Origin of the sequence: Clostridium sp. BL-8 (genome assembly GCF_002006495.1) — a bacterium.
GTDB lineage: Bacteria > Bacillota > Clostridia > Clostridiales > Clostridiaceae > Clostridium.
In genome coordinates this window covers 1-11,854 of sequence record NZ_LZZL01000066.1, presented here as the reverse complement: position 1 = coordinate 11,854, position 11,854 = coordinate 1, and the positions used below count along the sequence as shown (strand labels likewise).

General features: G+C 26.8%; 15 protein-coding genes and 1 tRNA gene. 3 read left to right on the top strand and 13 right to left on the bottom strand.

Features of this window, described 5'->3' with window-relative positions:
* Nucleotides 1-71: 71 nt before the first annotated feature.
* The 8 genes from CLOBL_RS19705 to CLOBL_RS19675 all read right to left on the bottom strand — a co-directional run bounded on the left by CLOBL_RS19705 (nucleotide 72) and on the right by CLOBL_RS19675 (nucleotide 4,524).
* Nucleotides 72-464 (bottom strand): sigma factor-like helix-turn-helix DNA-binding protein, encoded by a 393-nt coding sequence (locus tag CLOBL_RS19705; protein WP_077860583.1) that lies wholly within the window; start codon nucleotides 462-464, stop codon nucleotides 72-74.
* A 208-nt stretch (nucleotides 465-672) separates the two neighbouring features.
* The gene (locus CLOBL_RS19700; RefSeq protein WP_077860582.1) at nucleotides 673-1,209 is read right to left on the bottom strand and encodes a hypothetical protein; all 537 of its coding nucleotides are present in this window, start codon (nucleotides 1,207-1,209) and stop codon (nucleotides 673-675) included.
* A 282-nt stretch (nucleotides 1,210-1,491) separates the two neighbouring features.
* Nucleotides 1,492-2,205 (bottom strand): hypothetical protein, encoded by a 714-nt coding sequence (locus tag CLOBL_RS19695; protein WP_077860581.1) that lies wholly within the window; start codon nucleotides 2,203-2,205, stop codon nucleotides 1,492-1,494.
* Between the two features lies 1 nt (nucleotide 2,206).
* Nucleotides 2,207-3,037 carry a helix-turn-helix domain-containing protein gene (locus CLOBL_RS19690; protein WP_077860580.1) on the bottom strand — a complete coding sequence of 277 codons (831 nt, stop codon included), beginning with the start codon at nucleotides 3,035-3,037 and terminating at the stop codon, nucleotides 2,207-2,209.
* A gap of 194 nt (nucleotides 3,038-3,231) precedes the next feature.
* Nucleotides 3,232-3,405, bottom strand: a complete 174-nt coding sequence (locus tag CLOBL_RS28160; protein WP_179117801.1) for a hypothetical protein — start codon at nucleotides 3,403-3,405, stop codon at nucleotides 3,232-3,234.
* A 133-nt stretch (nucleotides 3,406-3,538) separates the two neighbouring features.
* Complete coding sequence (locus CLOBL_RS19685) at nucleotides 3,539-3,829, bottom strand: excisionase (RefSeq protein WP_077860579.1); 291 nt, start codon at nucleotides 3,827-3,829, stop codon at nucleotides 3,539-3,541.
* 14 nt (nucleotides 3,830-3,843) lie between these two features.
* Nucleotides 3,844-4,278 (bottom strand): helix-turn-helix transcriptional regulator, encoded by a 435-nt coding sequence (locus tag CLOBL_RS19680; RefSeq protein ID WP_077860578.1) that lies wholly within the window; start codon nucleotides 4,276-4,278, stop codon nucleotides 3,844-3,846.
* Between the two features lie 27 nt (nucleotides 4,279-4,305).
* Complete coding sequence (locus tag CLOBL_RS19675) at nucleotides 4,306-4,524, bottom strand: helix-turn-helix transcriptional regulator (RefSeq protein ID WP_077860577.1); 219 nt, start codon at nucleotides 4,522-4,524, stop codon at nucleotides 4,306-4,308.
* A gap of 151 nt (nucleotides 4,525-4,675) precedes the next feature.
* Between CLOBL_RS19675 and CLOBL_RS19670 the strand changes: the two genes are divergently transcribed.
* The gene (locus CLOBL_RS19670; protein WP_077860576.1) at nucleotides 4,676-5,005 is read left to right on the top strand and encodes a helix-turn-helix transcriptional regulator; all 330 of its coding nucleotides are present in this window, start codon (nucleotides 4,676-4,678) and stop codon (nucleotides 5,003-5,005) included.
* 67 nt (nucleotides 5,006-5,072) lie between these two features.
* On the opposite strand, the gene CLOBL_RS19665 is transcribed toward CLOBL_RS19670, so the two are convergent.
* Genes CLOBL_RS19665 through CLOBL_RS19650 form a run of 4 tightly spaced genes read right to left on the bottom strand, consistent with a single transcriptional unit; the run spans nucleotide 5,073 to nucleotide 9,606 of the window.
* Nucleotides 5,073-6,965, bottom strand: coding sequence for a hypothetical protein (locus CLOBL_RS19665; RefSeq protein ID WP_077860575.1), 1,893 nt, complete (start codon nucleotides 6,963-6,965; stop codon nucleotides 5,073-5,075).
* Entirely contained in the window at nucleotides 6,953-7,501 is a 549-nt protein-coding gene (locus CLOBL_RS19660; RefSeq protein ID WP_143323906.1) for a hypothetical protein, read from the bottom strand. The genes CLOBL_RS19665 and CLOBL_RS19660 overlap by 13 nt, the downstream gene beginning before the upstream one ends.
* A complete protein-coding gene (locus tag CLOBL_RS19655; RefSeq protein ID WP_077860573.1) occupies nucleotides 7,476-8,576 on the bottom strand; it encodes a hypothetical protein in 1,101 nt (366 codons plus the stop codon). Before CLOBL_RS19655 ends, CLOBL_RS19660 begins: the two co-directional genes overlap by 26 nt.
* Complete coding sequence (locus CLOBL_RS19650; protein WP_077860572.1) at nucleotides 8,560-9,606, bottom strand: MBL fold metallo-hydrolase; 1,047 nt, start codon at nucleotides 9,604-9,606, stop codon at nucleotides 8,560-8,562. Before CLOBL_RS19650 ends, CLOBL_RS19655 begins: the two co-directional genes overlap by 17 nt.
* 198 nt (nucleotides 9,607-9,804) lie before the next feature.
* On the opposite strand from CLOBL_RS19650, the gene CLOBL_RS19645 reads away from it, so the two are divergent.
* Nucleotides 9,805-10,302, top strand: a complete 498-nt coding sequence (locus CLOBL_RS19645; protein WP_077860571.1) for an ImmA/IrrE family metallo-endopeptidase — start codon at nucleotides 9,805-9,807, stop codon at nucleotides 10,300-10,302.
* A gap of 141 nt (nucleotides 10,303-10,443) precedes the next feature.
* A complete protein-coding gene (locus CLOBL_RS19640; RefSeq protein ID WP_077860570.1) occupies nucleotides 10,444-11,601 on the top strand; it encodes a site-specific integrase in 1,158 nt (385 codons plus the stop codon).
* 75 nt (nucleotides 11,602-11,676) lie between these two features.
* On the opposite strand, the gene CLOBL_RS19635 is transcribed toward CLOBL_RS19640, so the two are convergent.
* Nucleotides 11,677-11,753: transfer RNA gene (locus CLOBL_RS19635), tRNA-Arg, on the bottom strand.
* Nucleotides 11,754-11,854 lie beyond the last annotated feature (101 nt).

Sequence of the window (11,854 nt, the reverse complement as noted above, 5' to 3'; positions counted from 1 at the left end):
TGTGATACCTTTCTTGCTACCCTAGCTGCTACCTTTATGGTACCTTTTCTGCTACCCCTACTGATACCCCATTAAGCTAATTTTAACTTCTGAAACGCTCTATCTATGGAGTTTTTAATACTTTTTCTTGATTTAAATAACTCTTGTGCTGCTCTTGTTATACTTTTCTTTTCTATAAATACTCTTTTGACTATTTCAGCTTCATCTATATCTAACCTTTTTAATGCATTATCAATTCTCTTATTAGCAATCTCATTAAATCTTATTTTCTTTTCCAATGTCTCTATTTCATTCATAACATAATCATTATTTTTGCAGCTCATGGAGCTTTGAACTTTTTCTTCATAGTTCATTGCTCCAAGTTGCTCACCAATTTTTAATTCTTCAACTTTCAACTTCATATCATCAATTTCAATTTCCCTTAATTTATATAATGCTAATTCTTTTTTTATTCTTTCACTCATGTTTTTCACCTATCCCTCATCAAATTTTTATGTTATAATTTAAATAGGTTAATTAGGGAACTGACGTTCTAAAGTGTATTCTCTAATTTGGTGAAGGTGTTCGTGATGAACACCTTTTGTAATTCATAAACTATTAGTATTACGTAGTACTTGTATAATAAAAAATACCGTACTATCCTTGTGAATAATACGGTAATAAAAAATAATATCAACTTTTTTTATATATTGAATCCCAAAACATTCTATCTCTAGTTTTAATTTTCTGCTTCGCTATCTCATTTTGAATAAGTATTAAACTTGTTTCATCTTTTGTTAAAAGCTCTTCTGGGGCATAATTAATTAAAATTCCATTTCCATTTCTACAGATTATTTCTGACCTTAGAATCTTGTTAACTACCATTTTGGTAGGATTCATAAAATCTTTTTCTATTTTTAATATAACAAGATCACCTGGATGAAATGCCTTTACATTTTCATTAAAAGGATTTAATAATTCCTCATAATTCGCCTTTAATTTATTATGTTTTTTTATCAATCTCACTATTATAATAATAGCTACTAATAAGCTGATTATAAATATTATAATCATAGGTAATTTTATTTTGACCTCAACAGAATTTATCTGTCCAATAAAGTTTGGAATAACAGCAATAATCAGGGTTATAATAGATATGATTACCGTTTTTACATTGTCTTTCATATAATCCCAAACTGATTCTTTAAGTAAAGTATTAATATTCTTCATCACAAGCCTCACTATACAATTAATTTATGATATATATTTTTACTAATAAAATATTTAAATTAGTTAAATATTACATTTATTATATCAAATTATATAATTTCTAGGCAAAATTTTTTTATTTACCGCATTATTCAATTTTCAAAGAACATTTTTATAATTTACTACGCCATTTCTACATATTCAGTAGGAGGTTTTCCCTCCTACTATTATTTGCAGTAACCTTAACATTAACAATCATGTAATCCCTGCCAACGCTCCTAGTCCTGCAAGTATTTCAGTATCTTATACAACTTTCTTTACACACTTGTAATAAAATGCTGTCTGCTTTCCATTCCATGACACATTTATTGTTTTGCCATCGTTATAAATACGCTTTATTTTGCCTATTTCTTTATTCCCTCTGTATTCAATTTCTACAATATCATCAAGATTGAATTCTATAAGATCCTCATCTGATTTTGTAATTTTATTGTTTAAATCCGTATTTTCTTTAGGCATTTTTGTACTAAAAATCTCATTCTCGTTATATTTAGGAGCTTGTACATATTCAAGTACCCAACCTTTAGGATTTATAGCAATTGTCTTATCGAGCTTTTTGATTATTATATTTGCATCACCTTTACGCTTGATGTACTCTGTAACATTCATTGTCTTTAGTTTTTGCAGCTGCAGTTCATTTAAATTTCTATCTTGATTCACAACTAAAATTTCATCAGCTGGAAGCAGCTCCATATCTTTTTTCAATTCCATTTCTTTTACTCCAGCTCTATTGAAATATAATGTTTTATCTTCAAGCTCTACAAGCAATGCTCCACATACTTGTTTTACTATTCTTGCTGCACTAGACTTATATAGATTAATAATTTCTTCAAATTTATCTTTATGACTTTTAACTACTGGCTTATTTTCTTTCTTAGGCTCTTGAGCTACATTAAACGCTAAATCAAATATACTTATTTGTCCGTCTAAAATCTGACTAACTTGACTCTTAATCATCTTAATCCCAACCTAGCAGCTTATTTTCCAGATCGTTATAGTCATAGTCCCTTGGCTTAAAATTATTAAATCTAAGTGGTCTTACTTCATTACTTTTCACATTTTCAATTGGCTTATCTTTATCTACGTAATTACCTTCCAGAACCTTAATAAAATTATTTGGCTTTACTAGCCAATCAAAGGTAATAGTCCAGCTCTTATTATTCTGACCTTTTAAGAAATTGCTATAATTTATGTTATCTATAGCTTGAAGTATCTTATCTTGTCCATATTCTTTTAGTCTTGCCTGGAGCAATTTATATCTGCTAGTGCCTTTTTTTATGGATATAAGCTTTTGAAGACCTAATTCGTTCCACTTATCTATTATTGGTTGCTCTTTAGTGCTACTAACTATATCTTTAGATATAGTATTATTATCTAATGTATTATTAATTGTATTATTAGTTATTGTATTATTATCTTTTAACTTTTCTTCAATAGGGGTACTTAACTTTTCTTCAGTACCCTCATCAACAAAAGTTGGATACCTATTTAACTTTTCTTCAATACCCCCTATAACAATTGTTAAATACCTATTTAAGATTTCTTTAGTACCTTCTCTGTATATAATTTGTGATCTGATATAACCACCATCTACTAATTGCTTTATCCATTTTGAAATACTTGTCTTACTTACTCCATATAACTCTGCAAAATAAGTGTTAGCTGCCCAGCAATAACCTTTTTCATTGGCCAAAGCTGTTATTTCTCCATAAAGTAATTTGGCATTAGGAGTTAAACTTTCATCATATCTAATATTAGCTGGTATTACTGCATAATAAGCTCGTTCCATAAGTACCTCCTTTGACTTACCTAAATATTATTTTTAATAAAATTCAATACATTGTTATAAGTCTCTTATTCCTGATTAACTTAAATAGATATACTATAATCTTTACATCTCCAATCAAATAATTTATAATGGAGACATGGTATTCGCAGTACCATATCTCAGAGATTGATGAACCTTTATATAAGGTTCTTTTTTTAATACCAATTTATTACTCCATTATTTTCAGTAACGTGTAGCCAAAACAAATACTTGTTACTCTTGCTAAATACTTTTACTGTAAGAACTCCATTTATAGTTTTGTCCTTCTTAACTTTCATGTCTGTGTTAGCTTCGTATTTCTTTTTAAACCTTTCAAAAAGATCACTCAAATTAATCCCTCCTTGCATAAATTGCATTTCTTATAATTACCACAACAAACATTTATTAGCTGCTTTTTTCTTTGTTTTTTATCCACAATTTTCTCGCGTAACTTATAGCTGTTGTGGATAAACTGTTGACACTTTATCTCGCGCATTTTAATTTATCTCCTCTTAGCTCTGTATGATTTTCAGACATATCTTTTAACCATTGCTCAAACATATCTCTATTTACTTGTATCTTTCTTCCAACCTTAAAATAAGGAAAAGTTGAATTAACTTTATATGTTTCCTCTAATAAAGTATTTTTTCCTATACCAGAAACAGCTGCACATTCATCAAGTGTATATGTTAGTTTTTCTTGCTTTTGTGTTTGTAAATTAGAATTCTTTAATTCTTGTAATACGTAAAGTATTTCTTCTAATATTTTTTCCATTAATTACTCACCTCTTATTTTGTATAATTTAAAGCCATACCAGCTGCTATAAACTCATTAACTATTCTCATTATTTTTTTCCAATCATCTTTTTCGCTTTCATCAATCTCTCCATCACATGAAATTTTAATCATTAACTTTTTAATCTTTTCTAAATCTTCAAATGCATCTAAAAATGTCAAAACTGCTTCAGCTAAATATTTAACTTGTACATTTTGAAAAAGCTCTTTCCCTATTAGAGTATTAGTCTGATGATGCTGTAAAATTAAATATGGACAATTGTATATTTTAGCCATATCAACTACTATGTTTTCTGGTGGTATTCTCTTTCCACCTTCATAAGCTCTTAAACTATCAACAGATATATCTAGTATTTCTGATGATTTTTCCTGCGTTAGGCCTGTACCTTCTCTCGCTAATTGGTAAATATTTCTGTACACTTGTACCATTTCTTTCCTCCATTTTTTATATTAAAATTATTTATACAACATATTGTAGTATTGGCAAGCAAAAATATCTTCAAATAATGTTATCATACTTATTTGATAATAATTTTGTATTTTTTTCATTAAGTCTATGCTTGGATTTCTATATCCTCGCTCTAATGCACTCAACGTTTTTTGTGATATACCAATATCTTGAGCTACATTTTGTTGACTCTTTTCACCACGTGCTGAAATAAGATTACTTCTCACTTCCATTCCTCCTTTACTACGATTTGTAGTGATTATATTTATATAATATACTCCATTTTGTAGTGAGTCAATAGAAAAATAATCTTTTTCACAACAAATATATGTAAAAAATAACTCCATTAAGTAGTAAAATGTTATTGAGGTGTTTAATATGAACCGATTGAAAGAATTAAGAACTGAAAAAAATTTAAGTCAGACTAAGTTAGCAGAACTATTTAATATATCTCAACAAGCTGTTAGTCATTATGAAAAAGGGGTTAGAGGCATTGATTCCTCACTTATAAAAAATCTTGCTAATTTCTTTGATGTTTCAACTGATTACTTATTAGGCATATCTGATATACGAAATTATACTGAAGACCCTAATATCACTATTGCACTTCATAGTGATACTGACTATGATGAACTTCCAAAAGAGGCTAAGGATGAGATTAATAATTTTATTGAGTATGTTAAACAAAAATATAAAGATAAAAAATAATGAGTTTATCAGAACTCATTATTTTTTATCTTTATATCTTTTAAAAGTAATGACAAGTCTATCTTAATCAGTTCCGTTTCTTTAAAAGTTCTTTTTTCTCAGTCATTTCTTCCTTTATTATAAATTTACTTGATTTAGGATATTTATCTATACCTGTAGTTAAAATAATTTGATACTTTTTTTGATTTGGAAGTTCTGTTAATAATTCTAAAGTATTTATTAAATTAGCTTTGTCAATTCCCAAACTTTCAGGTGTATCTACAATAAGTATCCTTGGAAAATTCACGTCATTCTCTAAAGAAATCCATAACAAAGTAATAAAATATACTAATTTTATTTGCACATCAACACTTGCATTAATATAAACACCATCATTTATAACTGGCATATAATCTAAGTTTATGCTTGCATTTTTACAATCTTCTACTACTTCCTTCATTAATATATTATAAATTTTACTAAAATTTTTAATCATAACACTGATTTTTGTTTCAATATCATTTTCTTCAGTTTCAAGATTTGTCTTTGCAGTATCAAAATTATTTTTTGAACTAATCATTTGAGATTTCAATTTAATTCCTTTATTATACAGATTTTCTTTTTCATTTAATGAATTAAATTCAGAATTTAATTCTACTATTCTATCACTTAGCCTTCTTATTCCTGTTGTATTAAAATTTAATTTATTATCATTTTTCATATTTAAAATCATTCTTTGCTTTTTCTTTAATTTTTCCCCAATGTCAGAAATATCCTTTGTAGATATTTTTATATCATCTAAAATTTCATTTCGTGCATCTTCCAATGTATTAAGTGATTTAATTTTTTGTTTTATCATTGATAAGTATTCTTCCATGCTATAAAATGATTTTTCAAAATAATCTTCATTAACTTCATTTCCACATACACAATGATTTTTTTCTCTCGTAACCTCATTGAAACAATATGGGCATGTCGTTGGCGAAAAAATATTAAGTTCTTGATGCGTAAACACTATCTTTCTTAGCTGCTTGATTTCTATTTGCTTATCTTTTATTAGAATATTAACCTTTTCTAATTCTAAAATTACTTTTTTATAATATTCCTTTTTATCTCTTAAGATAAATGTGATATCTGTAATTTCATCTTTTAGCTTGCTTAATTCATCTAAAAAATTATCATTAGTATATTCTTCTTCCGAAATTTTATCTATCTCATCTTGAGTTTTAGAAATTTCTTGTTCAATTTTTTTAATTTTCTCTTTATTAGAACCATGTTCTATAATATCATCATTGTATAATTCTTTTATTGACTTATGAAACACTTCAAATACACCTTTGTCTGATAAGTATTTCTTTTCTGCTATTTTATAATCATTTAAGCTTGAATAATAATTAATTAAATTGTTTCCCATTAATATTTCGAATATTGCTTTTCTTCTTACTAATGAATCTGAAACATAATTACCATCTACCTTAGCTTCCTTATAAATTTTAGCTTGATTTGATTTTTGTTCATAATGTATTAATCTAAATAACTCCTCAAAACTAATTATTCCACTAAATGTATTATTATAGATTTCTACTGGTTCTATATTAAGTTTTTTTAATAGCCAATCAGAAAATGTTTTTTGTTGCTTATCATTCCTGTTTATAGGAAATTCCTCTATTTCATTATTTTCAGTTATAAAAATATAATTAGAGTTTATATATCTTTTTAAAAAATATTTATTTTCATCTATATCTATCCATAAATTCACATAATTATTTTTATCTTTACAGATTACCTCATGTATTTTACTATTCTTAAGATTAAAATGTTCAACATAACAGCCTAATCCATAACAAATCAAATCAATTAAAGTACTTTTTCCCGATCCATTAGGTCCTACTATTACATTTATTCCATCATCGAATATTGGAGATTCATAATAGTAGTCTTCTCCTGAATAAATAACTTTACTTATTTTTAAATATCCCATACATCCTCCCGGATACTTTTGAAAATTATGTTATTAAAAGTATCATTTATAATCTGCTTAATCTTACCTACATTCAAAAATATATCTTCATATACTTGTACATCATCTTCAAATAATTTTTTATCAATAAAATTCTCGTATACATTATTGTTTGTTAATGATATATCAATTGTCTTTCCACTTTTCCGAACATTTATAATTTGTTTTTTATTTAATGAAAATATTATAGATGTTAAGCTTCTTATCCTTAATTTACTATTGTAATACATATCAAATAGTATATTCTTATCATAGTCATTTATTTTTTCATCTTTTAAAACCTTTTTCACAACCTCAATATTTTTAGGCTTTTCTATTATTGTTATTAATAGAGCTATTTTGTTTGAATCCTTTAAATATTTATTATCAGTACATTTCAATAATCCTAAAATTAATATTATATTATATGTTAAAAAGTAAGAATCTTCTGCAATAGAAAACATTAATCTCTTTTTAATAAATTTTTTGCTATTAATTTTCGTCACCTTCTTCATCATAATATCCTTTTTTATCAAATGAAATATAACAATTATCTATTAATTGTAACACTGCACCTTTAATTATATCTCTACTCTTTAATGGATATTTATAGTCCTCTGACTTTTGATCAATAATTTCCTTTGAATAATCTATATACTTCTCAAACCATTCATCTATCTCATCTTCTTTAAGTGTATCTTTATTCTCAATCACCAATTCACACTGTTTTTCATTTGAAGAAGTAAAAACTCTATACAATAATGCTGATCTTCTTTTATGCGATAGCCTGTCTATTTCATACGTTGCATTAGCAAGCTTTCTACTAAGTAAATTAATTTTAATATTATTATAATCAGAGCACACTTCACGAATCTTATCTTTAAGATTTCTATAATCTTCTATATACAAATCATCATAATTCTTGTATAACGGATCAAAATCCTCTCCTATTAATTCACTGCAAAAACTCAAATTTAAATCTGCTAAATTGCAATCTGTTATCATCTTTCTAACTGTATCCAAAGGAATTACGCTTATATACTTATATGCGAAATCATCTAATGTATTTTCATAGTATATCCCTAAAAGTATTACAATATCATCTTTTTGTATATATGCAGGGCATCCTGACATACCTTCCAATAATTCGATTGCCTGTTTTCTGAACGTTGAAACCTCTTTAATAGCTTCTAGCCGTAATAAATTATCTGTTCTCTTATCATACTTACACTCTAGTTTACATGCATTTATTTCCTTTTTACGCGCTATATTAGGATATCCATATAAAGATATCAATTCATCACATTTTTCTAATTCTTCACAGTTTATGAAACTAAACAGAGATACTTCACTACTTTTTTTGATTTGTATAATAGCTAAGTCTAAGGTACTATTTGGAAATACCTTCTCAACAAAAAATTCATTTTGCGGAAATATAATATCTGATTCTTTTTTATAATATTTTAAACAGTGTTTCGCTGTTATTATATAATCATATTCCACACTTTTAGACGATACAAATACTCCTGACCCTTTTTCTCCAACGCACTCTATCATTATTGAATACTTTTCAATATTATATATTTCTTTCATCACTTAACCTCATTTTATCTTTATATATACAAGTAAATTCATATTCCTCTTTATCTTCTTTTAAAAATATTTTTTCATATACTGTACTATTAAAATAAAATTCTACATCACTAAAGACATTAAGTATTCTTGCTAACGTTATTTTATCTGGATGATTAAATATTCCCCCATCAGTTGATATTATGTATTTTTTACACTCAATTATTTCCAACAAATCGTAATATAAATTATTTTTGCTACCATGATGTGGCAATTTCACATAATCTATCACCAACTTATTGTTTTTATTGTAACCTAACCTATTTAAGGCTTTTGTTATGATATCTGACCTTGAATCTGCTAACATCAATATTTTAAATCTTCCATATTCCAACAAAAAAGAAATACTACTTCTATTTACAATAGATTTGTCTTTAATATATCTATCATTTTTTAATAATTCCTTTATTGAAGTTTTATAATCATCTTCAGATGAACTCGCCTTTCTTTTTTCACTTGATTCTCTTTCCCATCGCTTATTTAATTTTTTAATCTCTGTATCCCTAGGAGAAAGTATCGTTATAGTAGCATTTTCTAAAGTTATTGTATCTAATGCCTTAATAACTTTAGATTCCAATAAGTTATGTTTTATTAGTTCATTCTCTAAAGTTTTTCCTTGTTCATAACTAGCTTTTCTATCCGATGTCTTATTAATATGAATTTCTCTTGAAGAATCATATTTAGTTTTTAAACTTTCCGATATAGTTAATGCAGAATTATAAATTACCCTTTTTACTAATGTTTTATCAATTTCTTCATCCTCAAAAAATGAAATAATTCCTCCTATATGATCGTCATCAACATGAGTAATGAACATTAAATCAATATTTTGTTTTTTTGCTACAATTGATTCTATTTCAAATCTTAAATCTCTCATATAAGTTTTACTGATACCACCATCAACAACTATATTTCTTATTGACTCATCTTCTAATGAAATTATAAAGCAATCTCCATGAAATGCATCTAACATTTTTAGTTCTAATTCCATATGTTCTCCCCCTCTCATTTTCAACTAGAGATGATAACAATTTATTTTTATATAAATATATTGTTATTATAGCATATACTGTAAATATATTATTATTTTCCCTTAATTAAACTTAAATTTTCTCCCGAATTCTTGAAACGCATGTTCGTATTGTATTATAATATTATCATAAGTACTGATAATGGTGGTGATATACATATGAAGAAATTAAAAGATCTTTTTCAAATAATTGAAAAAGAAAATATAACTTTTGAGGAAATTAACACTAAACATGATAATTTACCAGGAATATATTTAAATATTCTCGGTCTACCTCCAACTATAGGTATATCTAAGTCTATTTTAAAAAATAGATGCAAATACCTTTCTGTTTTAGCTGAAGAACTAGGGCATCATTTTACTAGCTTAGGCAATTTAACTATTGAATCTAAAAATTATTCTGAAAGACTTATAAAAAATAAGCAGGAACATAAAGCTAAATCATGGGCTGCTAATTTTCTTATAAGTGATGAGGATTTTGTACAAGCTTTATATGATTGCATATCTACTCCTTGCGATATGTGTGAGCATTTTAATGTGACTAATGAAATCTTAGAATACAAGATTGCTTCTATAATTCATGATGAAGTTAAGTATAACAATATAAGAAAAAACTTTATGCAAAAGGAAGTGCCTTATTATTACTGTACTATTTAGTACTGATAATACAATAATTTAATATGAATATTTATCTTTACTCAATGTACTTTAATTACCAAAGGCATTAACATCAATATATTGAGTCAATTTTTATAATCTTCAAAAGAACATACATTCGTATTTTAAGAGGTGATATCTATGGCAGTAAAAACTAATTGTATTAAAAATGGTAAGAAATATTATAGGCTAGCAATTACTCTCGGACGTAACTCTGAGGGTAAACTTATAAGAAAAGAATTCTATGGTAATTCTAAGTCCGATGCTGAGGATAAGCGTGATATATATTTAAATAAAATCAATTCAGGCATGTCAAAAAATTTCGATAAACTTTACTTAGGGAAAACTATGAACAGTTGGTTAATTGATGTTGTAAAACAATCCACAAAACCATCCACATTTGATAGATATTATGGCATTTATAAAAATTATATAGAGGATACTACTCTATCATTTTTAAAGCTTAATGATGTACATCCTAATGATATTCAAAATTATTATAATACCCTTAAGAAAAAAGGTAAGAGCAGCTCTGTAATATTTAATTTAAATAAACTGCTACGCTCTTTTTTCAACCATGCAGTTTTGCAAGATTATATAATTAAAAATCCTTGTATTGCAAATAAAGTAAAAATACCTGGTAATTTACGAAAAGAAAAGAAAAAGATTGATATTTTTAGTGATAACGAAATCAAGTTAATTTTAAACGCTCCAGAAGACTCTCTAATTAAATTTATAGCATTAACATGTATTTCCACCGGAATAAGACGTGGCGAGTGTATAGGGCTTAAATGGAGTGATATAGACTATGATAATAATGAAATACATATTCGTCGCTCTGCTAAAACAATTGCAACATATGACGAAAATATGAAAAAGCATTACTCTCCTACTATTCAGACAACAAAAACCTACAACAGTGAGCGTGATATTCCTCTTCCAGCTAGTTTAGTTAATATATTTACAGAAATAGCAGAAAAACAAGAAATTCAAAAATCAAGGGCTGGAAATAGCTATATAGATAATGATTTAATATTCTGTAATGAAATTGGCCAGCTAATAGATGATAGTAATTTAACTAGATCCTTTTCTAGATTTTTAAAAAGAATTGGTGTTGAATATAAACACATACATTGTTTAAGACATACTTATGCTACTAAGCAGTTTGAAAATGATATTCCTTTAAAGACTGTTTCTAAATTATTGGGACATAGTACTATAAATATAACTGCTGATACCTATACTCATGTATTAAAAAGACATAAAGATAGAACAATTGATATCCTAAGCACTTTCTAGTGTGGGAAAAGTGTGGGAAAAACAAGAATACCAACTATCTAGAAAACATCTAAATAGTTGGTATTACTTGCTTTATGGTGCACTTGATGAGATTCGAACTCATGACTTCTGGATTCGAAGTCCAACGCTCTATCCAACTGAACTACAAGTGCATGTTTATTTATATATAAATAAAAACAACTGATACCAGTTGTTTTTTGGAGCGGGTAGTGGGAATCGAACCCACCTTTCCAGCTTGGAAGGCTGGAGTATT

Coding starts and splice junctions, on each gene's coding strand:
- CLOBL_RS19705 (WP_077860583.1), bottom strand. CDS start 464: ATGAGTGAAAGAATAAAAAAAGAATTAGCATTATATAAATTAAGGGAA.
- CLOBL_RS19700 (WP_077860582.1), bottom strand. CDS start 1,209: ATGAAGAATATTAATACTTTACTTAAAGAATCAGTTTGGGATTATATG.
- CLOBL_RS19695 (WP_077860581.1), bottom strand. CDS start 2,205: ATGATTAAGAGTCAAGTTAGTCAGATTTTAGACGGACAAATAAGTATA.
- CLOBL_RS19690 (WP_077860580.1), bottom strand. CDS start 3,037: ATGGAACGAGCTTATTATGCAGTAATACCAGCTAATATTAGATATGAT.
- CLOBL_RS19685 (WP_077860579.1), bottom strand. CDS start 3,829: ATGGAAAAAATATTAGAAGAAATACTTTACGTATTACAAGAATTAAAG.
- CLOBL_RS19680 (WP_077860578.1), bottom strand. CDS start 4,278: ATGGTACAAGTGTACAGAAATATTTACCAATTAGCGAGAGAAGGTACA.
- CLOBL_RS19670 (WP_077860576.1), top strand. CDS start 4,676: ATGAACCGATTGAAAGAATTAAGAACTGAAAAAAATTTAAGTCAGACT.
- CLOBL_RS19665 (WP_077860575.1), bottom strand. CDS start 6,965: ATGGGATATTTAAAAATAAGTAAAGTTATTTATTCAGGAGAAGACTAC.
- CLOBL_RS19660 (WP_143323906.1), bottom strand. CDS start 7,501: ATGATGAAGAAGGTGACGAAAATTAATAGCAAAAAATTTATTAAAAAG.
- CLOBL_RS19655 (WP_077860573.1), bottom strand. CDS start 8,576: ATGAAAGAAATATATAATATTGAAAAGTATTCAATAATGATAGAGTGC.
- CLOBL_RS19650 (WP_077860572.1), bottom strand. CDS start 9,606: ATGGAATTAGAACTAAAAATGTTAGATGCATTTCATGGAGATTGCTTT.
- CLOBL_RS19645 (WP_077860571.1), top strand. CDS start 9,805: ATGAAGAAATTAAAAGATCTTTTTCAAATAATTGAAAAAGAAAATATA.
- CLOBL_RS19640 (WP_077860570.1), top strand. CDS start 10,444: ATGGCAGTAAAAACTAATTGTATTAAAAATGGTAAGAAATATTATAGG.